Raw genomic sequence first — 22,814 nt, forward strand, 5'->3', positions numbered from 1 at the left:
GGCATGGGCCCGAGGCATGCCTCGGGCGGGTTGGGCAGGACGCCCAACGCCGGTCTTGCCGTGTGCGCAGGACGCGCACACGAGCAAGCCGCGGCCGAGCCCCCAAGGGTGAGGGCGCTTGCTTGCGAGGCATGCCTCGCAAGCGCCCGAACGCACAGCCGCCAGCGGCTGGGCCGGACCCCGGAGGGGGGTTCACGGCGTGTCCTGCCCCGTCCGGCCCCCGCTGCCCCACCCGTAGCAACGTGGCGCAACGCTTTACTCAACACACCCGCCCATTCATAAAAACCCATTGATAGGAATGAAATTAGTAGTATCCTATCTATCTCTTATGGACCGACCCCTCGACGAGCGCACCGTGCTGCAGATGCAGCTCAGCTCCGGCCTGCTGTACGCAGGGCGGCAGTGGCAGCGCCTGGCCGACAGCCGGCTCGGCAGCTACGGCATCTCCACCGCCTGCACCATGCCGCTGCTGATGATCGGCCGCTCCGGCGGTGGCATCCGTCAGGTGGCGCTGGCGCAGCAGCTGGGCATGGAAGGTCCCTCGCTGGTGCGCCTGCTGGACAAGTTGTGCGCCAGCGACCTGGTCCGCCGCGAGAGCGACGCCAGCGACCGCCGCGCCAACCTGCTGTGGCTGACCGACGCGGGACACGCGCTGGTCAGCGAGCTGGAAGACCAGTTGATCGGACTGCGCCAGGACGTGTTCGGCGAGCTTTCCATGGATGAACTGCACGCCGTGCTGAAGGCATGGCGCCTGCTGGCCGAGGCTGCCGACCGCATCACGTAAGACCGCTGCCCCCGAATACCGCCGCTGCCGTGCACACGCCAGCGGCTTTTACCCGTTGCTGCTGTTTCTTTGCTCCTCCCCTCCCCCACCTCGCCCCCGCCCCTACCGATGCCCGGTGAATTCAGTCTCCACGGAGTGTTCGTCCCGACCCTGCTCGGGTTGATGTTGTTGGCCTATCTGGTCAACAGCGGCCTGCACGCGCTGCTGCAGCGTGCCGGCGCCTATCGCCATGTATGGCACCCGGCGCTGTTCAACCTGGCGCTGTACGGAATCGTGCTGGGCCTGCTGTTCCACCTCCTGCGTTGGATGCAATCGTGAACAAGATCGTGAAGAAGACCCTGCCGGTGCTGCTCACCAGCGCAGCCGTGATCATCGCCCTGCTGGTGCTGCGCCAGCTGTGGGTCTATTACATGGATGAGCCATGGACCCGCGATGCCCATGTCGGTGCCGACGTGGTGCAGGTGGCGCCGGACGTGTCCGGGCTGGTGGAAACGGTGCAGGTGGCCGACAACCAGGCGGTGAAGAAGGGTGACCTGCTGTTCGTGGTCGACCGTGCCCGTTACCGCATCGCGCTGGAACAGGCCAAGGCCAGCCTGGGCGAGCGCCAGGCCTCGGTGGCACAGCTGCGCCGCGAGATCGGCCGTGACCGCAGCCTGCAGGACCTGGTCGCCGCCGAGGACGCCGAAGTGCGCCGCGCCAAGCTGCAGGCCGCACAGGCCGCGCTGGCCACCGCACAGGCGGCGGTCGACCTGGCCGAGCTCAACCTGGGGCGCACCGAGGTGCGCGCACCGGCCGATGGCCGGGTCAACGACCGCACCATGCGCGTGGGCGACTACGTGGTGGCCGGCAAGCCGGTGCTGGCGCTGCTGGATACCGGCTCGTTCCGCATCGATGGTTACTTCGAGGAAACCCGCCTGCGTGGCGTGGCCCCGGGACAAGCCGTGGACATCCGCCTGATGGGCGAATCGACCCCGCTGCGTGGCCATGTCGAAAGCATCGCCGCCGGCATCGAGGACCGTTACCGCAGCAATGGCAGCACCCTGCTGCCGAACGTGACCCCGGCCTTCGATTGGGTGCGCCTGGCCCAGCGCATCCCGGTGCGCATCGCCATCGACGAGGTGCCCAAGGGCGTGGAACTGATCGCCGGCCGCACCGCCACGGTGACCGTGGACACCGGCCGCCATCCGCACAACAACAAGGCCGGCACCGCGCCGACACAGGCGGGCCTGTGAACGCCGCCCTGCCCCGTCTCGGCCTGATCGTCGCGCTGGCCAGCCTGGCCGCGTGCAGGACCGTCGGCCCGGACTATGCATTGCCGGAGGGCTCGGCGTTCAAGCGCCCGGCGGCCAATGCCGCCTTCATCGATACCCAGAACCCGCAGATCGCCGCCAACCAGGCGCTGCCCGACCGCTGGTGGTCGCTGTACAACGACCCGATGCTGGATGGCCTGATCACCCAGGCGCTGCGCGACAACGTTGAACTGAAAGCCGCCGATGCGCACCTGCGTCGTGCGGCGGCGGTGTACGAACAGGCGCTGGACGCCGGTGGCTTCGAGTACGAGGCCGAGGCCGGCGTCAGCCGCGCGCAGCTGTCGGCCGAATCGTTCCTGCAGGAACACGAGCTGCCGGTGATCAACCTGGCCGATGGCAAGTTCGCGGTCAGCTACCAGTTCGACCTGTTCGGCAAGCTCAAGCGCGGCGCCGAAGCGGCGCGTGCCGACGAGCAGTCGGTCGCTGCGGCGCGCGACCTGGCCCAGGTCAGCGTGGTCGCGCAGGTCGCCGACAGCTATCTGGAAATCTGCCACGCCAACCACGAGCTGCACGTGGCCGAGCATTCGCTGCAGCTGCAGCAGCGCAGCCGCACGGTCACCGAGCGCCTGATCGCGGCCGGCCGCGGCACGCCGCCGGAACTGGCCCGCGCCAATGCCCAGGTGGCGCTGCTGGAAGCTGCACTCCCGCCGCTGCAGGCGCAGCGCTCGGCCGCCGCCTATTCGCTGGCCGCGCTGCTGGGGCAGACCCCGGGCCAGCTGCCGGCCGGTGTGATCGACTGTGCACATGCCCCCAGCCTGGCGCAGCCGCTGCCGGTCGGTGATGGCCGTGCACTGCTGCAGCGTCGCCCGGACGTGCGCCAGGCCGAGCGCAAGCTGGCCTCGGCCACGGCGCGGATTGGTGTCGCCACCGCCGAGCTGTACCCGGACATCCGCCTGGGTGCCTCGCTCGGTGCCGCCGGCCTGCTGGAAGACTTCGGCACGCCGATGACCCAGCAGTGGTCGATTGGCCCGCTGATCTCGTGGACGCTGCCGTCCTCGGGCACCCACGCGCGCATCCACGCCGCCGAAGCCGGTGCTGATGCCGCGCTGGCCGAGTTTGACCACACCGTGCTGCAGGCGCTGCGCGAGACCCAGACCGCGCTGGACCGCTATGCGCAGGATCTGCGGCGGCTGCAGTCGCTGCGCATCGCGCAGGAGCAGGCCGCACTGGCCGCCGAGCAGAACCGTCGGCTGTACCAGGGCGGCCGCACGCCGTACCTGTCCAGCCTGGATGCCGACCGCAGCCTGGCCACCAGCGATGCCACCCTGGCCGCCGCCGAAGCGCAGGTCTCGCGCGACCAGATCCACCTGTTCCTGGTGCTGGGTGGTGGCTGGCAGGCCAGCGCCGCCGCGCCCAACGCCTCGACCGCAGCGAAGTAAGCCATGAACGCGCTGACCGACCGCCAGGCCTGGCTGTTCTCGATCAAGACCTACCTGGCCGCGGTGGCCGCGCTGTACATCGCCATGGCCGGCAACCTGTCGCGCCCGTACTGGGCGATGGGCACGGTGTACATCGTCAGCCAGCCGCTGCTGGGCCCAACCCGGGCCAAGGGCGTGTACCGCATCGTCGGCACCCTGGTGGCCGGCCTGGCCACCCTGCTGGTGCTGCCGGCTCTGGTGGAGACGCCGCTGGTGCTGAGCGCGGCAATGTCGATCTGGCTGGCCGGCTGCCTGTTCATGGCCCTGCTCAGCCGCGGGCCGCGCGGCTACGCGTTCCTGCTGGCCGGCTACACCACCGCCTTCATCGGCTTCCCGGCGGTGACCTCGCCGGAAACCATCTTCGACACGGTGGTGGCACGCAGCGAGGAGATCATCCTCGGCACGGTGGTGGCGGTGCTGTTCGCGTCGCTGCTGTTCCCGGCCTCGGTACGTCCGATGCTGCGCGCGCGCATCGGCAACTGGATGGAGGACGCCGCGCAGTGGTGCCGGCAGATCCTTGAACGTGGCCGCGCGCATGCGCCGCGCAACCGGCTGGCCGCCGACCTGGTGCAGTTCGAGGCGCTGATCGAGTTCCTGCGCCGCGATGATCCACGCCATGCCGGTTCGGCGGTGTCGATGGAGCGCCTGCGCGAGCGCATGCTGCTGCTGTTGCCGGTGCTGTCCTCGATTGCCGACCGCCTGAGTGCGCTGCGCAGCGACGGACAGGCCCTGCCGGAAGGGCTGCCGGCACTGGTCGACGATATCCACGACTGGCTGGACGGGCCGACCAACGCCAGCGAGTACGCCCGCCTGCGCGCGCGCATCAGCGCACTGAAGCCGCAGGTGGACCGCGACCTGCAGCACCTGCAGCTGGCCAGCCTGCTGCTGCGCCTGGAGGAACTGGTGGACCTGTGGCAGGACTGCCGCACGCTGCAGCACGCGATCGACCACGGCACCGCGCCGCTGGACCGCGCGCACTACCGCATCCGAACCGAACGCGTGGCCGCCGACAAGCACGTCGACTACGGCATGGCGCTGTTCTCCGCGCTCAGTGTCGGCGTGGCGCTGATGAGCTACTGCGTGCTGTGGATCGCGCTGGGTTGGGAAGGTGGTGGCAACGGCGCGATGATGGCCGCGGTGACCGCTGCATTCTTCGCTGCACAGGACGACCCGGCACCGAGCATGGTGTCGTTCCTGGTGTGGGCGATGGTCGCCTCGGTGGTGGCCGGTGTGTACCTGTTCGGCGTGTTCCCGGCGGTGCACGACTTCGGCCTGCTGGCATTGGTGCTGGCGGTGGCGTTCCTGCCGCTGGGCTTGATGCTGCACCACCCCAAGAGCGCGCTGTTCGCGTTGCCGTTGACGGTGAACCTGGCCGCGCTGCTGAGCCTGCAGAACACCTACAGCGCCAACATCCAGACCTTCCTCAACTCGTCCATCGCGATGTTCATCGGCATTGGCTTTGCGGTGGTGATGACCCGCCTGTTCCGTTCGGTGGGCGCCGAGTGGACCGCGCGCCGGCTGGTGCGGCAGGGCTGGACCACGCTGGCCGAAGCCGCCGAAGGTCGTGGCCAGCAGGACCGCCAGCGCTTCGCCGCGCGCGCGCATGCTCGATCTGCTGGGCCTGCTCGCGCCGCGCCTGGCGGCGACGCCGGAGGGCAGCGACATCGCGTCGGTGGACATGCTCAATGAAGCACGCATCGGCCTGAACATCCTGCAGCTGCGCCGCGCCCGGCTGGAACTGCCCGAGCGCAGCCGCGAAGCGGTCGAGCACATCCTGGAAGAGGTCGCCGTGCACTACCGCCGGCAGATCGCCGCGCGCAAACCGATTGTGGCGGCCGAGGCGCTGCGCGAGCGGCTGGATACCTCGCTGGGACGGGTCGGCAGTGTGGCCGCCTGCAAGGCCCGCGATGAAGCCCTGATGGGCCTGATCGGCCTGCGCTTCGCGCTGTTCCCGGAGGCGAAGGCATTGGCACCGGGGCTGGCGATGCGCACAGCGACGCAGCCGTAGCGCGCTACCCTGTGCGTCCACAGACTCCGCACAGGGGTCAGAGCCCTCTCCTGCGGAGAGGGATCCGACCCTGGCGCTGCAACAGGACGGTTCAATGAGTTACGACATGATGGTGTTCGAGGCCAGCGCCGCCCCGCGTGAAGCGGCGGCCTTCATCGCCTGGTTCGAGAAGCAGACGCAGTGGAACGAGCGCCACGAGTACGACGACCCGGCGGTGAGCAGCCCGGCGCTGCAGGCGTGGTTCGCGGAGATGGCGCAGGAATTCCCGCCGTTGAACGGCCCATTGAGCAACGACGATGACGAACGTGCCGAGGTGACCGAGTACAGCATCGGTAGTCAGGTGATCTACGGCGCGTTCGCCTATTCGGTGGCCGAACGTGCGCACGGCCGCGTGCAGGACCTGGCCGAGAAGCACGGTGTGGGCTTCTTCGACGTGAGCGCTGATGAAGCGGCGATCGTTTTCCCCGATGGCCTGGTACTGATCGCGTAGATCCACGCCATGCGTGGATGAACGCCGAAGCGATCAGGACGCTCTTTTGTAGAGTCGAGCCATGCTCGACTCCATGGCCCATCAGCCGAGCATGGCTCGGCACTGCATTATTGCAGCGCAGTCGAGCATGGCTCGACTCTACAGGGGCGCATCGCGCCCGTTTCAGAACAATGTGCCCTGCACGGTGGGCTGTTCGATGTGCGCCGGTGCTTCGGCCACTGCCTCCGCACCCAGCCGCCAGGCCAGACCACCCAACCGGCTGGCATGGCGCTTCAATGCGGCCTGCAGCACGTCGGCGCTGCCCGCCACATGCAGCACCTGGCGGGCGCGGGTCAGGCCGGTGTAGACCAGTTCGCGCGACAGCACGCGGCTGTCCTGGCGCGGCAGCTGCAACCACACTTCATCGAACTCCAGGCCCTGTGCCTTGTGCACGGTCATCGCGAAGGCGCTTTCGTGCGCGGGCAGTGCGGCCGGGTGGAAGGCGCGCGGCTGATCAACGGTATCTCCGGGGAACCAGGCCACCATCGCGCCGCTACCATCGCGCAGGCAGATGCCGATATCGCCGTTGAACAGACGATGCCGGTAGCTGTTCTCGGTGACCAGCAGCAGGCGACCCTGGAAGTAGCCGGGGGTGTTGCCGGCCAGCAGCTGTTCGATGCGGCTGTTGAGCCCGCGCGCGCCCTGCGGGCCTTCGCGCAGTGCGGTCAGCACGCGCAGGCGCCCGGCCTGCTGCAGGGCAAGTACCGGATCGGCGGCGTCGGCCAGCGGCGCCAGTGGCCCAGCAGGTGCTCGCGCTGGCCGCGCAGCGGATCGGCTTCGCCTTCGTGGAAATGCACGCCGGCCAGTTCACCACTGCGCAGCAGCTGCAGCGCGGTGCTGCTGTCGCCCTCGCGCACGGCATGGGCCAGCGGTGCCAGGTCCAGCGCATTGCTCTGCCGGTAGCCGCGCTGCAGCTGCACGCGGCGCCCGGCGAAGGCGCGTGGTGCGGCCTGTGGCTGCAAGGTGGCCGGCGCCAGCAGGCCGTGCAGCGCCTGCGCGTCGTCGGCACGGGTGCCGATGCCGTCGCCGCTGGCACGCAGGATCGCGCTGAGCACATCACCGGCCTCGACCGAGGGCAACTGATCGGGATCGCCGAGCAGGATCAGCCGGGTGCCGCTGGCGATTGCGTCGACCAGCTTGGCCATCATCGGCAGATCGATCATCGAGGCTTCGTCGACCACGACCACATCCACCGGCAGCGGATTGTCGGCGTGGTGGCGGAAGCGCGGTGAATCGGGAATCACGCCGAGCAGGCGATGCAGGGTGGTGCCGGTGCTGGGCAGTGCCGCGCACAGCGCCGGGTCCAGTCCTTGTTCCTGCAGCCGTTGCACGGCGACGCGAAGGCTCTCGGCCATGCGCTCGGCGGCACGCCCGGTGGGAGCGGCCAGCGCCACCTCGGGCAGCGGCTGGCCGACGTGCCGGGCCTGCGCGGCCAGCAGCAGCAACAGGCGCGCGATGGTGGTGGTCTTGCCGGTGCCGGGGCCGCCGGTGACCAACGCCAGCGGATGGCGCAGGGTCACGCCGGCGGCGCGTGCCTGATGATCTTCGCCGCCCAGTGCCTGCGGGAACAGCTGCGCGAACAACGGTGCCAGCGCGGCCATGTCCGGTGCCGGCAGCGGATGCCGGCCGATCCGCTGCAGCCCGGCCGCCAGCTGGCGCTCGTACTCACGATAGCGGCGCAGGTAGAGCAGCCCGTTTTCCAGCACCAGCGGTGCATCCTCGGCGATGGCATCGGCCTGCTCCGGCGTCGCCACCCACGGCGATGCGCGCAGCTGCGCCAGCCAGTCCTGCGCGGCAGGCCACTCCGGCACGCCTTCCAGCAGTCGCTGCGGTTGCGCCGGATCGAAACCGGCGTGGCCCTGCGACACCGCCAGCGAGGCGAGTGCGGCCGCCACTGCCACGCTGTCAGGGGTGTCCTCCCGCAAGCGTTGCAGGCTGGTCGCCAGTGCGTGATCGAGAGTGCGCAGCTGGCCGTTGCGATACAGCTCCTGCAGCAGGCTCATGCACTGGCTCCACGGGCACGCGCAGCCAGTTCGGCCTGGGCCTGTTCGCCACCGGCGAACAACGCATCCAGGGCATCCACCAGCGCCAACGGGAAGCGGTCCACATGCACACCGTTGCCGGCGGCATCCAGGCCACGGCAGAACAGATAGCGGATGCCGCCCATGTCGCGCTCGTAGTCGTAGGCCGCACCCAGGCGGAAACGCAGCCAGCGATGCAGGGCCACGGTGTAGATCAGCGCCTGCAGGTCGTACTCGCTGTGGCGCATGGCAATGGCCAGCAGGTCCGGGCTGTAACCAGGCAGGCGGTTGGACTTGTAGTCGAGCACGTACCAGCGCCCATCGCGCACATAGGTCAGGTCGATCATGCCGGTCATCAGCCCTTCCAACCGGCGGCGCTGGCCGAAGCCGCGTCGCGTGCTGGAAACACCGTGCGCATGCAGCACCTGCAGCAGCGCCGGCACCGTGGTCGGCTCGATGGCGAAATGGAAGTCGATTTCCGCGCGGCGCTCGCCTTCACCCAGGCTGTGCAGCGCACCGCCTTCGGGCAGCGGCACGGTGAGCGTGTGGCCGACCAGCGGCACCAGTACGGACACGCCATCATCCAGATCGACGTCAGCATATCCTTCGTCGTGCAGTGCCTTGCGCAGTACCTCGGCCTGTCCCTCAGGGGCTTGCAGACCTGGCTGCCAATCACCCCATGCGGCGAAGTCGACGTTCTCCATCGCTTCGTGCAGCACGTTGCCGAAGCGACTGCCCATGAAGCGCGGGTCGATCGGTGTGCTGTCTTCGGCCGCCGCGGCGGGTTCCGGCAACGCCGGTTCCAGTGGCAGTTCCGGGCCAGCGGGTTCGTCGGCAGCGGGCGCCGGCAGCTCGGTGGCGGCGGCTTCGATATCACTGCCCGCGCCGGCATCGGCGTGGGCCAGCTGGGTGAAGCTGTACACCCACCAGTCGTGCGGGACGCGCCGGGTCAGGGCACGCACCGCCGGAAGGTCGCCTTCCACTTCGGCCGCCAGCTGCGGCAGCGCGGCCGCTGCCTCACTGTCATCGATGTGCACATCGGCGTGCGCGCGCAGCGCCTGCAGGTCACCCAGCAGCGGCGCCAGCCGCGTCTTGCCGAGCCCGGCCAGATCACCCACGGCGATCCACAGCGCATGCTCGGCACGGGTCAGTCCCACATACAGCAGGCGCGCATCCTCGGCGCGCTGCTCGCGCTCACGTTGGTTGCTGGCCGCTTCCCAGGCTTCGTCCTTGTCCAGCTTCCAGTGCAGCTGGCGCTGGCCATCCACATGCACCGTGCAGTGCGACGACGTGTTCGGCGCGCCGCCGTCGATGCCGACGAACGGCAGGAACACCAGCGGGTACTCCAAGCCCTTGCTCTTGTGCAGGGTGATGATCTGTACCCGGCGCGCATCCGATTCCAGGCGCAGCAGCTGTTGCTCGTCATCCTGATCGGCGCTGGCCATCTGCCCCTGCAGCCAATCCAGCAGGCCGTGCATGCCCAGCGCCTGCGCCGAGGCTTCCTGCAGCAGTTCGCCCAGCTGCAGGTAATTGGTCAGGCGGCGCTCGCCGTCGATCAGCGCCAGCAGGCGTTCGCCCTGTGCGGCACAGACATCGGCGATCACCGCGAACGGTCCGCCGCGCTGCCAGCGCTCGCGCCAGTGCAGCAGCTGTGCCTGGAACTCGCGTTGCAGGTCGCCCTCGCGCTCCATCGCCGCGATCGCGCTGGCGCGTTGACCGAGCAGGACAGTGGCCAACGCTGCACGCAGGCGGCCTTCGTCAGCCGGTTGCAGCAGCGCCAGCAGCAGCGCACGAAGATCGCGCGCTTCAGCGGTGGCGAACAGGCTCTGCTTGCCGGCTGCCACCGCGGGAATGCCGACCGCCGCCAGCGCGCTGCACCAGCGTGGCCTCGCGATGCGAGCGCACCAGCACCGCGATATCACCGGGTTGAACCGGGCGCCCACGCAACACGGCATTGCCCGCACGCGCCTCGACCAGGATCTGGTGAATCGCAGCCACGCAGGCCTGGGTCGCGGCATCACGCGAGGCGTCCGCACTCATCGCCTTGTCACCGCCACTGCGCAGCACGCGCAGGGTGAGTGCCGTGGCGGCATGGCCATCACGCTGGTAGTCCTCGTCGATGCGCACGCCACCGGGGCGCACCGGCTCGAACTGGATGTCGCGTTCGAGGAAGGCGTCTTCGCCACCGTTGTCGTACAGCGCCTGCAACGCACGCAGCACAGCCGGTCGCGAGCGGAAGTTCTGGTCCAGCACCGGCGCCTGCTGTGCCACCTGCTTGGCCTTCAGGTAGGTGTGGATATCACCGCCGCGGAAGCCGTAGATCGCCTGCTTGGGGTCGCCGATCAGGAACAGCGCCGGTGGCAGGCCGAGTTCACGCACCTCCGGCGAATCGCCGAACACGGTGTGGAAGATGCCCCACTGGCGATCGTCGGTGTCCTGGAACTCATCGACCAGCGCGATGCGGTACTGCGCACGCAGTTGTTTCACCAGCGTCAACCGTTGCGGGCCTTCCAGTGCCAACGCCACGCCATCGATCAGGTCGTCGTAGGTCTGTACCCGGCGCGTGCGCTTCAGCGCCTGCAGGCGTTGCATGGCTTCGGCGCGAAGCGCGTGCAGGAAGTTCAACGCGGTACCACGCAACCAGGCATCGCGTTCGGCCAGCAGCGCGACATAGCGCGCCAACGGCGCCTGCAATGGCGACGATGGCGTGCGATCGGGGAATTTCTTGTTGGTCTTGTCGGCCAGCACCTCCGGCAGCAGTGCCGGCAGGCGCTCGCTGGCCAGCATCTCGCGCGGGTCGCCGCGCTCAGCCCAGGCCAGCAGCTGTCGGCCCAGCGGGTGCAGCCAGCCCAGCTTGTAGGACACGCCGTTGATCCACTTGTTGTCGACGGCATCGCAGAGGTCGATGAAGAACTGCTCGCCATGCTCGCGAAGCGCCTGCTGCAGTTCGGCGGCGGTGGCCTGCAAGGCCGGGTGTGGATCAGCCAGCGTCACCGGCTGTGGCAACGGGTGCAGGGGCGGCGTGCCCAGCAGCGCGCAGATCGGCGGCCAGCGCGTCCGGGTTGGACCACAGCCAGGTCAGCGGCTCCAATGTGGCCGGGTCATTGGCATGCACGCGCCACAGATCAGCGGCCAGCTCCTCCAACAGTTCACGATCGCTGGCCAGCAGTTCCGGCGGATCAAAGGTATGGCCGCTTTCCAGTGCATGCTCGCGCAGCACGCGGGTGCAGAAGCCATGGATGGTGAAGATGGACGCCAGATCGATCTCGTCGGCAGCCACCTGCAGGCGGCGTTTCAGTGCGACCGCGCTCTCGGTTCCGCCCTGTAGATGGCGCTGCAGTACCTCGCGGGTCAACCGCAGGTCTGGCGCTTCACCCTCGGCCGGTTCCAGATCGACCAGGCGCGCGGCCAGCGCCAGGCGCTCGCGGATGCGCTTGCGCAGTTCCTGGGTGGCGGCATCGGTGAAGGTCACTGCCAGGATCTGGCCGATACGCAGGCCCTGCTCCACCACCAGGCGGGTGAACAGCGTGGCCAGGGTGAAGGTCTTGCCGGTGCCTGCGCTGGCTTCGATCAGCCGGATGCCCTCCAGCGACAGCGCCAGATAGGGATCGCGGCTGAGGGATTCGAGGCCGTCTTCGGCGATGGCGGTGTTCATGCGTCGCCCTCCTGGCGTGCTTCGGCGCCGAGAGCGCGGCCTTCGCGCACCGCGCTGAAGACCAGCTGGCTGTTGCGCAGCAGGTCGGCATAGCTGGCGTCGGTGGCAAACGGGTCGGCACCGCGCAACAGCAGCTGCCAGGCGTCGCTGCTGGATTCGCCCCAGCTGCGGTCGCTGCCATGCCACTGCTTCCAGCCTTCGCTGCGTTGTTTTTCTGCCGGCGCGTTGTACAGCACCCAGCCGGTGTACGGGGCAAAGCGCAGCGGCTCGCGCAGGCCACGCTGGCGCAGCTGCAGCAGTGCACGCAGTGCGGCGCGTGCAGCGGGAGCGCTCAGTGCCGGCAGCACATGCGGGCCGGGACCGGCGTCACCGCCATCGTGGAACTGCACCAGCGGCAGCGCATCGCCGGCGGCGTTGGCCAGCAGCCAGTCCAGGCCCTGGCGGATCACTGCATTGCCATTGAGGGTACCGGCGCGCAGGCGCACCAGGCCCTCGGGATGCCGATCGGCCACGCGGCCATGCAGGCGCACGCCGTCGATGTCCACTTCGTAGCGACGGCTTTCCAGCGGTTCGCCTTGCATCCAGCCCAGCAACGCACTGGCATACGGGCGCGTCTTCAACTGCTCCCCCTCGAACTGGCGCTCGCCCAATGGGCCGGACGGCAGCAGGCCGCGCGCGCGCAGCCGCGGGTACAACGGCTCGGTATCGCCGCTGAGCGTGGCACGCACCACCGCCGCCTGCACGCTGCGCTTTTCCGGGCCGCGCGATGACAGCACCAGCGGTTCCAGGTCATCGACCTCCTCGACATCGTCGGCCAGGCGCAGGCCCAGCGACTGTGCGAGGAACTGTCCGGCCGGGTCGCACAGGAAACGGCGCAGGGTATCGAGTGCGACGTCGTCCTCCACCGCATCGTCGAGCGGCGGTGGCAGCGGTGCGTCGAACCACGGCTGCAGTCCACCGCGCTGGCCAGTGAGGCGACCGGCCGCCGGATGCCACTGGCGGCGATAGCTGAAGCGGCGGGGGTCGCCGTCACCGAACGCGGCGGGCGAGAACGGCTGCAAGGCATGGCGCACGGTGAAGTCGCGGACCGCCGCAGGCGGATCGAGGTGATACGCGGCGGCGGCATCGATCAGTTCACTGACCAGCACCGACGGCTCGCGCACGCTGCCATCGCGCGGATCGGCACCGAGGTAGCTGAGGTAGAACACCTCCTGCGCGGCGGCGAACAGCTGCAGGAACAGGAAACGGTCGTCTTCGCGGGTGGAGCGGTCGCCCGGTCGGCGGCGCGGCGTGTCCAGTTCGGCGGTGAGCTGGTTGAGACCGGCCGCCGGGTCACGGCGCGGGAAATCGCCATCATTGAGGCCCAGCACGCAGATCACCCGGAATGGCAGCAGTCGCATCGGCACCATGCGGCCGAAACTGATGCCACCGGTCAGCAGCGGTGCGCGCGTATCGGCCTCGCCCAGCGCACCGGCGAAGTGCGCACGTACCACCTCCGGCGGCACGCCTTCCGCGAAGCCGGCCTTGGCAGCATCCTCGGCGAACTGGTTGAGCAGCTTGCGCAGGCGCTCCAGCGCGCTGGCTGTTGGGCGAGCTGGGCGCGGTGGGCAGCAGTGCATCCAGCAACGACAGCAGGCGCTGTCGCCATTGCGCCGGGGTCAGCAGCTCACCGAGGCGACGCTGGTAGACCGCCAGCACGCGCAACAGGCGCAGCAGCCGGTCCAGCGCGTCCAGCGCGCCGCCTTCCAGTTCGATCCACGGTGCGACACCCGCCAGGTCGGCCTCGCTGCCGGTGGCATGGCCGAGCACCAGGCGATCCAGCGCGAACTGCCAGGTGTAGGCGTCGTCGGCCGGCGCCTGGTGCTGGTGGCGGTGCTTCGCATCCAGGCCCCAGCGTGCACCGGCCTGCTGCAGCCAGCCATGCAGGCGGTCGAAGTCCACCGCTTCCAGCCCGGCCGCTTCGGCCAGCGGCGCGCTGGCCAGCAGGTCCAGCACTTCATTCAGGCCAAAGCGCGAGACCGGCAGGCCCAGCAGGTGCACGAACACATCAGCCAGCGGTTCACCGGCCAGCGGGCTGCTGTCGGCCAGCGCATAGGGGATGTGCTCCTCCTCGCCACCACGGCCGCCGAACACCGCTTCCAGGTACGGCACGTAGGGATCGATGTCCGGCGCCAGCACCGCGATCTCGCGCGCCTGCAGCGGCGGGTCGAAGCGCGGGTCCTGCAGCAGGCTGCGCAGCTGGTCGTGCAGCACCTGCAACTCGCGCAGGCGGGTGTGGCAGGCGTGCACCTGCAGGCTGGGGTCGTCGCTGCGAAGCCCGTCACGCAGCTCACCCGAGGGCAGTGCGCGGCGGTGGAACAGGTCACGCTGCAGGCGATGCAGCAGGCTGTCGGACAGGCCGCCTTCGTCCAGGGTCGGCCGGGTGTCGTCCTCCGGATCGGAATAGGCCGCAATCTCGCCGGCCGGGTGCACCACCTCGTAGCTGCCCAGCACCGCCATGAAGTCGCGCCCGGCCGCGCCCCAGGCTTCCAGCAGGCGGTTCTCGCCGGCTGCTTCGCCGAAGGGATCGGGCGCGCCGCTGCGCAGGCGCTCGGCCAGGGTCTGCAGATCGCCCCAGTACGACTGCACCGGGGTGGGCATATAGAAGTGCAGCTCGCCAACACGTGCCTGGGTGGCCATCACCCGCAGCACATCGGGCGAGATGTTGAGCGTCGCGAACGCAGACATGCGCGGTGGCAAGCCCTTCGGCAAGGGTTGGCCGGCCCCTTCGAAGCGGTCCAGGTACTCCTGGATGCGGCGCGCGGTAGTCGTGGCCGTGGGTGATGGCGCGCCACAGGATCGCCTGCGGATCGGACGGATCGGCACCGGCCGCCCAGCGCAGCAGCCAGTCGCGGCGCCACGCCTGGTACTTCTCGAACACCGAGGCCAGCTCGCCAGCCAGCGCCCACGGCTTCAATGCGTCATCGCCGGCAAGATAGGACTGCAGCGCGCGCATCGGTGGCTGCGCCAGCAACGCCGGGTCGCGCAGGGCCTGGTACAGCTTCCAATGCAGGCCGGCCGCGTCCAGGTCGTCCTGCTCGCCGCTGACGTTGGCCTTCAGCGCGCGCGCCACGAACTCACCCGGGGTGAGGAATTCGAGGTTCGCAGCCACACCGAACTCGGCGGCCAGTGTCGCTTGCAGCCAACGCCGCATCGCTACCTGCGGGATCAGCACCACTTCCGGTGCCAGCAGCGGCTGGCCAGGAACGGGCGCCCGCACATTGCGCGCCAGCAGCGCGGCCAGCACGTCCAGGGAGTTGGAATGGTAGAGGCGGAAATCGCTGCCTGGGTCACTCATCATGCACAGTGTGCAGGACAGCAGGCAGTATTCAATGGTTGGGCCGCCAGCGGTACGGATTGTTCCGGGACGCCGGCCGATTGTCCCGGCCTCCGCCGAGGCTTGTCGTGCAACAATACTGCACCGTCCAGTCTGCTTATGTTCAGCCGACGGGCCCGATCCTTCGATGTCTAAAAAACGTTAATGGTGCCCATGTCGGCTTCCACCTCCAGTCTGGTGCAGTTATCCAACGTCCGCATCGACCGGAGCGGACGCACGATCCTGCGCGACGTGTCGCTGCAGGTACCCAAGGGCAGCATCACCGCCGTTCTGGGTCCGTCCGGCAGCGGCAAGTCGACCCTGCTGGCGGCGCTGACCGGCGAACTGCGCCCGGTCGCCGGCGAGGTCACCCTGTTCGGCAAGCCGATTCCGCATGACAGCGGCGCGCTGCTGGAAATGCGCAAGAGCGTGGGCGTGCTGCTGCAGGGCAACGGCCTGCTGACCGACCTGACCGTGGCGGAAAACGTGGCGCTGCCGCTGCGTACGCACACCCGCCTGCCGACCGCCGTGCTGCGCCGGCTGGTGCAGATGAAGCTGCATTCGGTGGGCCTGCTGGCCGCCGCCGATGCCTGGCCGCGTGAGCTGTCCGGCGGCATGGCGCGCCGCGTGGCGCTGGCCCGTGCGCTGGCGCTGGACCCGCCGCTGATGATCTACGACGAGCCGCTGACCGGGCTGGACCCGATCGCCTCGGGGGTGATCATGAGCCTGATCCAGCGCCTCAACCACAGTCTGGGCCTGACCAGCATCATCGTCAGCCACCACGTGCACGAGACCCTGCCGATCTGCGACCAGGTGATCGCGATCGCCAATGGCGGCATCGTGTTCCAGGGCACGCCCGAGGCACTGCAGTCCAGCCAGGACCCGCTGCTGCGGCAGTTCCTGCACGGCCAGCCCGATGGCCCCATCCCGTTCGATGCCGCGCCGCGCGCGAGGGTCGCCTGATGCCGTTCGTTCAAGCCACCCGCTCGCTGGGTCGTGCCGGCCTGTTCTCGCTGACCGTGCTGCGCGGTTCGCTGCCGACCCGTGATTTCCTGGCCGAGTTGACCCGCGAGATCTACAAGATCGGTGCGCGCTCGCTGCCGATCATCGCCGTCGGCGGTGCCTTCGTCGGCCTGGTGCTGACCCTGCAGGGCTACCGCACGCTGACCACTTTCGGTGCGGCCGACGCACTGTCGACCCTGCTCGGCCTGTCGCTGTACCGCGAACTGGCACCGGTGCTGACCGCGCTGCTGTTCATTGGCCGCGCTGGCAGCTCGATCGCCGCCGAACTGGGCCTGATGCGTGCCACCGACCAGATCAAGGCGCTGGAGCTGATGGCGATCGACCCGGTGGCCAAGGCGGTGGCGCCGCGCTTCTGGGCGGCGGTGCTGACCGTGCCGCTGCTGACCGGCATCTTCTGTTCGCTTGCAATCAGTGCCAGCTACTTCGAAGCGGTGCACGTGCTGGGCCTGGACAACGGCGTGTTCTGGTCGGCGCTGCGCAACAGCGTGGACTTCTGGGACGACTTCGGCGTGGCAATGCTGAAGTCGGCGATCTTCGGCGGCACTGCCGCGCTGGTTGCCGCCTATGTGGGTTTCCACGCCGAGCCGACCATTGAAGGCACTTCGGTGGCGACCACCCGTGCGGTGGTCAACGCTTCACTGCTGGTGCTGATGTTCAACTTCGTGCTGTCGGCAATGTTGTTCACCTAACCCCTCCACCGGCGGTGCGCAGGCGCGCGCGGCCACAACGACTCGATCAGGTAATCCACATGGCCATCCGCGGTCCCAGACTCGAATTTTCCGTCGGCGCCTTCCTGCTGCTGGCCCTGGCCTCGCTGATGGTGCTGGCCGTGGCCTCGACCAACCAGCGCTGGAGCTGGGGCAGCGAAGGCTACGACCTGAAGGCACGCTTCTCCCAGGTCGGCCAGCTGCGCAAGCAGGCGCCAGTGAAGATCGGCGGCGTCACTGTCGGCCAGGTCGCTTCGATCGACCTGGACCCGGTGAAGTTCGAATCGATCGTCACCCTGCGCATGGACAGCAAGGTCAAGGACCTGCCGGCGGACACTTCGGCCGGCATCTTCACCAGCGGTTTGCTCGGCGAGAGCTATATCGGTCTGCAGCCGGGCGGTGATCCGGACGTGCTGAAGGCCGGTGACGAGATCGTCTTCACCCAGCCGGCGGTGGACCTGATCCAGCTGGTCGGCAAGTACATGTTCAGTGGCGGTGCCGGTGGCGGCGCTGCTCAGAAGCCCAACGATGGCGCGCAGGCGCCTGCAACGGAACCGCAACCATGAAGATGAAACTGATCCCGGCCCTGCTCGCCTCGGCGCTGCTGGCGGCCACCCCGTTCCTGGCCCAGGCCCAGGCCGCTGCGCCGGCCGCTGCCGCAACGCAGAGCCAGGCCGGCAAGGTGGTGATCGATGCCAGCAGCCGCATCCTGTCCACGCTGCAGCAGCGCAAGAGCGAGTTCACCAGCAACCCGGCCAGCCTGCGCAGCTACATCGACAGCGAGCTGACCCGCACCTTCGACCGCGACTACGCCGCGCGCCTGGTGCTGGGCCCGCACGCCCGCGGCGCCTCCGACGCCGACATCAAGCTGTTCGCCGATGCCATGGCCGACAGCCTGATGCAGCGCTACGGCTCCACCCTGCTCAACATCCAGGGCAAGCCGAGCTTCCGCCTGAAGGGTGAAAGCCCGCTGCCGGGCAATCGTGGCGTGCGCGTGAGCACCGAACTGGTGCGCGCCGGCAACGAACCGACCCCGGTCGAATACTGGATGCGCAACGTGAACGGCCAGTGGAAGATCTTCGACGTCAACATCGAAGGCATTTCCTACGTGCAGACCTTCCGCAACCAGTTCGACACCCCGCTGCGCCAGAAGGGCATCAAGCAGGTGGCCAACGAACTGCACAGCGGCAGCATGCAGGCCGGGCCCGCGGGCAATGGCAAGTAACGCACTGGCGCTGCTGGAAGGCGACACCCTGCGCCTGCGCGGGGTGCTCGACCGTGCCGCGGTGATCGCACTGTGGCCGCAGCTGCAGGCCCTGCCGGCAAAGCTGTCACGGCTGGAGCTGGGTGAGGTCGAACGCGTGGACAGCGCCGGCCTGGCGCTGCTGGCCGAGCTGGCCGCACGTGCGCGCAAGAGCGGTCACCCGCTGGCAGTCTCCGGCGCGCCGGCCGGCTACAACGAGCTGAGCGCAGCCTACCGGCTGTCGCCCGACCTGGATTTCAACGCTACTTCTGCTGCGAGCTGACATGAACGTCGTACGCACTTTCCCCCTGATCGTCCTGGCCACCGCCCTGACCGCCTGCGCCGGCAAGCCCGCACGCAGCGATGCGCCCGCAGCCAGCACCGTGGTCCCGGCCAGCACCATCGCCGAGGTCTCTGCCGCCACCGCCGATACCGCTACGGTCGATGCCGCACCGGCAACAGCCGTGGTTGCCGCACCTGCGCCGGCCACGCCGCCATCCGCGCCGGCCCGCAGCGCCGACACCGATGCGGCCAGGGCCGCGGCGGCGACCGCACCCGGCGGTGACGACGACTTCGATGCCCTCTACGGCGGTGCCGGCAACACTGGCAGCGCGGCAGCCTACGATCCGTGGGAACCGTTCAACCGCAAGGTGCACACGTTCAACAACGCGGTTGACCGTGGCATCGCCCGCCCGCTGGCCACGGCTTACACCCACGTGGTGCCGCGCTTCGCCCGCACCGGCGTCAGCAACTTCTTCAGCAACCTGCGCGCACCGGTGACCATCACCAACCAGCTGCTGCAGGGCCGCGGTGCCGATGCGTGGGACAGCCTCGGCCGCTTCCTGATGAACAGCACGCTGGGTATCGGCGGCCTGTTCGATCCGGCCAGCAAGGCGATGGTGCCGCGTCGCAATGAGGACTTCGGCCAGACCCTGGGTGCCTGGGGCTGGCGTCGTTCGCGTTACGTGGAACTGCCGTTCTTCGGCCCTCGCACCGTGCGCGATGTGTTCGGCCTGGCCGGTGACATTCCGCTGTCGCCGATCCGCCGCATCGAAGAGGACAAGATCCGCATCGGCCTGCAGGGCATGCAGCTGGTCGATACCCGCGCGCAGCTGCTGGCGATCGACGACCTGCGTGACACCGCCGTGGACGAGTACTCGCTGGTACGCGATGCGTGGATGCAGCGCCGCAACTACCAGATCGAGAACGATCTGCGCAGCAAGCGCGACCGTGGCCACGACGATGCCAATTCGCCGATCCCGGTCGATGCGATGCCGATGCCGCAGTGGACGCACTGAGTCCGGTCTGCAGCGCATGAAAAACCCCGCCTCGGCGGGGTTTTTCTTTTCCGGTAGGTGCCAACCTTGGTTGGCACGCTTTCCTCAGGCTGCCAGCGCTGCCTCGATGGCCTCGCGCAGGCGCGCGTCATCGGCAGCCACGTCCGGGGCGAAACGCGCGATGACCTTGCCGTCGCGGCCAACCAGGAACTTCTCGAAGTTCCACAGCACCGCCGGTGCTGCGTGGATCGGGATCTCCTTGCTGGCCAGGCGCTCACGCAGCGGGCCTTCGCCGATCGACTGCGGCTGGGCGGCGGTCAGCTGCTGGTACAGCGGATGGGTATCGTCACCGGCCACGCTGATCTTGGAGAACATCGGGAAGCTGACGTCGTAGGTGAGCTGGCAGAACTGCTGGATCTCCGCCTCGCTGCCCGGCTCCTGGCCGAGGAAGTTGTTGGCGGGGAAGCCCAGTACTTCCAGACCCTGCGCGTGCTTTTCCGCATACAGCGCCTGCAGGCCTTCGTACTGCGGTGTCAGGCCGCACTTGGAGGCGACGTTGACCAGCAGCAGTACCTTGCCCTGGTAGTCGGCAAGCGAGGACGGCTGGCCGTCGATGGTGGTGAGGGAAATGTCCTGGATCGGGGTGCTCACGCGGGGGCTCCGGCAACAGCGGGGAATGGCCCACCAGCATAGCGCCGCGCGATGGCGGTAGTGCCGGCCGCTGGCCGGCAATCGTGCGACCGTTCGCAAGGGTTCATGCGGTTGCCGGCCAGCGGCCGGCACTACGATCAGTCCACGCAGATCGTGCCCTGCGCCTTGCCGTCATCAATGCGCTGGCGGCAGCCGAAGTTCTGGCGCACATCGCGCTGGCAGGTACCGGTAGCGGCGCTGCCAGCGGCCACCTCGGGACCGGCCAGGCACTGGCCCGTGCAGTCGCTTTTGCGGCTGCAGGCCTTGCCGGCATCGGCATAGGGAATCACGCACTGCTCGCGCTGCAGCCGGCCGAGCCGCTGCAGGCTGCCACCGGCGGCCTGGCAGTCGACGTCGCGCGCTTCGCGATACGCCTCGGCCGCTTCAGGGCTGGTGGCTACGGCAGGTGCCGCGGTCGTATCGGCAGCCGGTGGTGCGCTGCTGCAGGCGGCAAGCAGCGCGGTCAGGACAAGGCTGGTGAAGCGGCGCAGGCGCATGACGATACCTGATCGAGGCGGACAGGCCGCCAGCATACGCATCGGCGATGCAGGCGGCGTGTCAGCGTGGCTCAGGCCTCGTCGCCGTCACTGCCTTCCTCTGCTGGCAGCGCGTCCGGCAGCAACTGGCGGCTCTGCTCAACCGGCAGCGACTCGACATCCCTCAGCTTGCGGGCGATCGCGCGGGTGCGCACCCCGGTCTGGTCGATCTGCTTGCTGGCCTGGTCCAGCTTGGCCTTCACGTTGTCCAGTACATCACCGAACTTGCCGAACTCGGTCTTCACCGCACCCAGCAGGCTCCACACCTCGCTGGATCGCTTCTCGATGGCCAGCGTGCGGAAGCCCATCTGCAGGCTGTTGAGCAGTGCGGTGATCGTGGTCGGCCCGGCGACCACCACGCGGTGGTCGCGCTGCAGCAGATCGACCAGGCCGGGGCGCCGGATCACCTCGGCATACAGGCCTTCGGTAGGCAGGAACATCACCGCGAAGTCGGTGGTGTGCGGCGGCACGATGTACTTCTCGCAGATCGACTTGGCCTGCACCTTCACCGCACGCTCCAGCTGCGCACCCTGCACGCGTACCAGTTCGGCATCACCCTGCTCCTGTGCGTCCAGCAGGCGCTCGTAGTCTTCGCGTGGGAACTTGGAGTCGATCGGCAGCCACACCGGCGTGTCATCGCTGCTGCGACCCGGCAGGCGCACGGCGATGTCGACCATTTCGCCACTATCCGGGCGTACCTTCACCCCGCGCGTACTGCTCCTGGATCAGGGTCTGCTCGAGGATGTTCTCCAGCTGTACTTCACCCCAGCTGCCGCGCGTCTTGACGTTGGTCAGCACGCGCTTGAGGTCACCCACGCCGGTGGCCAGCTGCTGCATCTCGCCGAGGCCGCGCTGCACCTGCTCCAGGCGCTCCGAGACCAGTTTGAAGGACTGGCCAAGGCGTGTTTCCAGGGTGGACTGCAACTTCTCATCCACCGTCACGCGCATCTGTTCCAGCTTCTGCGCATTGTCGCTCTGCAGCGCGCGCAGCTGCTCTTCCAGCGTCGTGCGCATCTCGGCGATGCGCTGCTCGTTGCGCTGGGTCAGTTCCTGCAGGCGCAGGCCAAGGCTTTCAGTCAGGCGCTGCTGCGACTGCGCGCCCTCCTCGCGGCCCTTGCGTGCATCGTCCACCAGGGTCTGCCGCAGCGCGCCGAGCTGGGTATCGGTACGCCCGGTGAGCTCCTGCAGCTGCTGGCCAAACGCATGGATGCGGGCTTCCTGCTGCTGGCCGAAGGTCTCCAGCTGGCCGCGCAGCTCCTGCAGCCGCTGTCCCATCAACGCCGCGCCGCGCTGCTGGCTCTCGGCCGCTTCGGCGCGCGCCTTGCGGGCATCTTCGCCCAGCGCTTCGCGCAGCAGGTCGAGGCGCTGGTCGGTGCGGGTGGACAGATCGGTCAGCGCGCGGGCGAAGCCATCGAGCTGTTCGCGCAGCTCGCTGCGCCCGGCCCGCGCCTCCTCGCGCACCGCCTGTTCCAGGCGGTCATGCGGCGGGCGGCGCAGCAGGGCGACCAGCTGCAGGATGAGCACGGCCAATAGAAGGCCGCCAATGAGCAGATATTCGGTTTGCATGGGGCAAGTGTAGGCTGGCCGAGTCTCAACTGCTGCGTCAGGACCATGGTCGTCCTCTACGGAAAGCCCACCTCCATCAATGTGCGTAAAGTGCTGTGGCTGTGCGCGGGGCTGGATCTGCCCCTGCACCACGAACCGGCCCCCTCGCCGGACCTGCTGGCCACGCTGAACCCCAACCGGCAGGTGCCGGTGCTGCGTGATGGCGACTTCGTGCTGTGGGAATCCAACAGCATCTGCCGCTACCTGGCCGCGCGCCGGTCGCGAGGATCTGCTGCCACATGCAGCAAAGGACCGGGCCCGGGTGGAGCAGTGGATGGACTGGCAGGCCAGCGACCTCAACAGCGCATGGCGCCATGTGTTCATGGCGCGCGTGCGCCAGCATCCGGACTATCCGGATGACGCCCGTGCCGAGGCCAGCCTGGCGCAGTGGAACCGGCTGATGGGCGTCCTTGATGCACAGCTGGCCACTACCGACGGCTACGTGGCGGGCAACACCTTCACTCTGGCCGACATCGTGCTCGGGCTGTCGACCCAACGCTGGTGCAGCACGCCGGGCAGCAAGCCGGTACTGGCACACGTAGATGCCTGGTTCGAACGCCTGCGCCAGCAGCCCGGTTTCGCCGAGTACGTCGACAACGGTGTGGCCTGAGCAGTGGCTTCTGCAGCTGTTGGCAGGTGTCGACCTTGGTCGA

At 68.7% G+C, this 22,814-nt stretch carries 13 protein-coding genes and 6 pseudogenes; 13 read left to right on the top strand and 6 right to left on the bottom strand.

The features are described 5' to 3' along the window. Positions 1 to 328: 328 nt before the first annotated feature. From ACZK2V_RS22965 to ACZK2V_RS22990, 6 genes and pseudogenes are all read left to right on the top strand, one after another. Complete coding sequence (locus ACZK2V_RS22965) at positions 329 to 784, top strand: MarR family winged helix-turn-helix transcriptional regulator (RefSeq protein WP_012481667.1); 456 nt, start codon at positions 329 to 331, stop codon at positions 782 to 784. A 108-nt stretch (positions 785 to 892) separates the two neighbouring features. Next, positions 893 to 1,102, top strand: coding sequence for a DUF1656 domain-containing protein (locus ACZK2V_RS22970; protein WP_010487502.1), 210 nt, complete (start codon positions 893 to 895; stop codon positions 1,100 to 1,102). Continuing rightward, complete coding sequence (locus tag ACZK2V_RS22975; RefSeq protein WP_486322863.1) at positions 1,099 to 2,016, top strand: efflux RND transporter periplasmic adaptor subunit; 918 nt, start codon at positions 1,099 to 1,101, stop codon at positions 2,014 to 2,016. The genes ACZK2V_RS22970 and ACZK2V_RS22975 overlap by 4 nt, the downstream gene beginning before the upstream one ends. After that, complete coding sequence (locus ACZK2V_RS22980; protein ID WP_486322864.1) at positions 2,013 to 3,473, top strand: efflux transporter outer membrane subunit; 1,461 nt, start codon at positions 2,013 to 2,015, stop codon at positions 3,471 to 3,473. Before ACZK2V_RS22975 ends, ACZK2V_RS22980 begins: the two co-directional genes overlap by 4 nt. Positions 3,474 to 3,476: 3 nt before the next feature. Continuing rightward, a pseudogene (locus tag ACZK2V_RS22985) lies at positions 3,477 to 5,520 on the top strand (FUSC family protein). A 94-nt stretch (positions 5,521 to 5,614) separates the two neighbouring features. Then, a complete protein-coding gene (locus tag ACZK2V_RS22990; protein ID WP_071228684.1) occupies positions 5,615 to 6,010 on the top strand; it encodes a hypothetical protein in 396 nt (131 codons plus the stop codon). Between the two features lie 162 nt (positions 6,011 to 6,172). On the opposite strand, the pseudogene recD reads toward ACZK2V_RS22990, so the two are convergent. The 3 pseudogenes from recD to recC form a co-directional block, all read right to left on the bottom strand. After that, positions 6,173 to 8,052 (bottom strand): annotated as a pseudogene (gene recD, locus ACZK2V_RS22995) (exodeoxyribonuclease V subunit alpha). After that, positions 8,049 to 11,725 (bottom strand): annotated as a pseudogene (gene recB, locus ACZK2V_RS23000) (exodeoxyribonuclease V subunit beta). Before recB ends, recD begins: the two co-directional pseudogenes overlap by 4 nt. Then, a pseudogene (gene recC, locus ACZK2V_RS23005) lies at positions 11,722 to 15,065 on the bottom strand (exodeoxyribonuclease V subunit gamma). Before recC ends, recB begins: the two co-directional pseudogenes overlap by 4 nt. Before the next feature lie 189 nt (positions 15,066 to 15,254). Here recC and ACZK2V_RS23010 point away from each other — a divergent pair. From ACZK2V_RS23010 to ACZK2V_RS23035, 6 genes are read left to right on the top strand one after another with little or no spacing between them, the layout of a single operon-like run. Continuing rightward, complete coding sequence (locus ACZK2V_RS23010; RefSeq protein ID WP_049462908.1) at positions 15,255 to 16,043, top strand: ABC transporter ATP-binding protein; 789 nt, start codon at positions 15,255 to 15,257, stop codon at positions 16,041 to 16,043. After that, positions 16,043 to 16,792: an MlaE family lipid ABC transporter permease subunit gene (locus tag ACZK2V_RS23015; protein WP_005414955.1), complete on the top strand. Its 750-nt coding sequence runs from the start codon at positions 16,043 to 16,045 to the stop codon at positions 16,790 to 16,792. Before ACZK2V_RS23010 ends, ACZK2V_RS23015 begins: the two co-directional genes overlap by 1 nt. 59 nt (positions 16,793 to 16,851) lie before the next feature. Further along, positions 16,852 to 17,376, top strand: coding sequence for an outer membrane lipid asymmetry maintenance protein MlaD (gene mlaD, locus ACZK2V_RS23020; protein ID WP_010487482.1), 525 nt, complete (start codon positions 16,852 to 16,854; stop codon positions 17,374 to 17,376). Beyond that, a complete protein-coding gene (locus ACZK2V_RS23025; protein ID WP_010487479.1) occupies positions 17,373 to 18,035 on the top strand; it encodes an MlaC/ttg2D family ABC transporter substrate-binding protein in 663 nt (220 codons plus the stop codon). The genes mlaD and ACZK2V_RS23025 overlap by 4 nt, the downstream gene beginning before the upstream one ends. Next, positions 18,025 to 18,336 (top strand): STAS domain-containing protein, encoded by a 312-nt coding sequence (locus ACZK2V_RS23030; protein ID WP_032128488.1) that lies wholly within the window; start codon positions 18,025 to 18,027, stop codon positions 18,334 to 18,336. The genes ACZK2V_RS23025 and ACZK2V_RS23030 overlap by 11 nt, the downstream gene beginning before the upstream one ends. Position 18,337: 1 nt before the next feature. Then, on the top strand, positions 18,338 to 19,351 hold the full coding sequence (locus ACZK2V_RS23035) for an MlaA family lipoprotein (RefSeq protein ID WP_423174621.1): 1,014 nt from the start codon (positions 18,338 to 18,340) through the stop codon (positions 19,349 to 19,351). An 84-nt stretch (positions 19,352 to 19,435) separates the two neighbouring features. Here the strand turns inward: ACZK2V_RS23035 and ACZK2V_RS23040 are convergent, their stop codons facing one another. The 3 genes and pseudogenes from ACZK2V_RS23040 to ACZK2V_RS23050 all read right to left on the bottom strand — a co-directional run bounded on the left by ACZK2V_RS23040 (position 19,436) and on the right by ACZK2V_RS23050 (position 22,122). After that, positions 19,436 to 19,981 (bottom strand): glutathione peroxidase, encoded by a 546-nt coding sequence (locus ACZK2V_RS23040; protein ID WP_010487473.1) that lies wholly within the window; start codon positions 19,979 to 19,981, stop codon positions 19,436 to 19,438. Between the two features lie 137 nt (positions 19,982 to 20,118). Continuing rightward, positions 20,119 to 20,517, bottom strand: coding sequence for a hypothetical protein (locus ACZK2V_RS23045; RefSeq protein ID WP_107432532.1), 399 nt, complete (start codon positions 20,515 to 20,517; stop codon positions 20,119 to 20,121). A 71-nt stretch (positions 20,518 to 20,588) separates the two neighbouring features. After that, positions 20,589 to 22,122: pseudogene (locus tag ACZK2V_RS23050) on the bottom strand (DNA recombination protein RmuC). A gap of 45 nt (positions 22,123 to 22,167) precedes the next feature. Here ACZK2V_RS23050 and ACZK2V_RS23055 point away from each other — a divergent pair. Further along, positions 22,168 to 22,771: pseudogene (locus ACZK2V_RS23055) on the top strand (glutathione S-transferase family protein). Positions 22,772 to 22,814 lie beyond the last annotated feature (43 nt).

This window comes from Stenotrophomonas sp. 93052_Sma (assembly GCF_056481145.1).

Bases quoted from the DNA above. Each gene is read 5' to 3' on its own strand.
- ACZK2V_RS22965 (WP_012481667.1), top strand. From the start codon at position 329: ATGGACCGACCCCTCGACGAGCGCACCGTGCTGCAGATGCAGCTCAGC.
- ACZK2V_RS22970 (WP_010487502.1), top strand. From the start codon at position 893: ATGCCCGGTGAATTCAGTCTCCACGGAGTGTTCGTCCCGACCCTGCTC.
- ACZK2V_RS22990 (WP_071228684.1), top strand. From the start codon at position 5,615: ATGAGTTACGACATGATGGTGTTCGAGGCCAGCGCCGCCCCGCGTGAA.
- ACZK2V_RS23010 (WP_049462908.1), top strand. From the start codon at position 15,255: ATGTCGGCTTCCACCTCCAGTCTGGTGCAGTTATCCAACGTCCGCATC.
- ACZK2V_RS23015 (WP_005414955.1), top strand. From the start codon at position 16,043: ATGCCGTTCGTTCAAGCCACCCGCTCGCTGGGTCGTGCCGGCCTGTTC.
- mlaD (WP_010487482.1), top strand. From the start codon at position 16,852: ATGGCCATCCGCGGTCCCAGACTCGAATTTTCCGTCGGCGCCTTCCTG.
- ACZK2V_RS23025 (WP_010487479.1), top strand. From the start codon at position 17,373: ATGAAGATGAAACTGATCCCGGCCCTGCTCGCCTCGGCGCTGCTGGCG.
- ACZK2V_RS23030 (WP_032128488.1), top strand. From the start codon at position 18,025: ATGGCAAGTAACGCACTGGCGCTGCTGGAAGGCGACACCCTGCGCCTG.
- ACZK2V_RS23035 (WP_423174621.1), top strand. From the start codon at position 18,338: ATGAACGTCGTACGCACTTTCCCCCTGATCGTCCTGGCCACCGCCCTG.
- ACZK2V_RS23045 (WP_107432532.1), bottom strand. From the start codon at position 20,517: ATGCGCCTGCGCCGCTTCACCAGCCTTGTCCTGACCGCGCTGCTTGCC.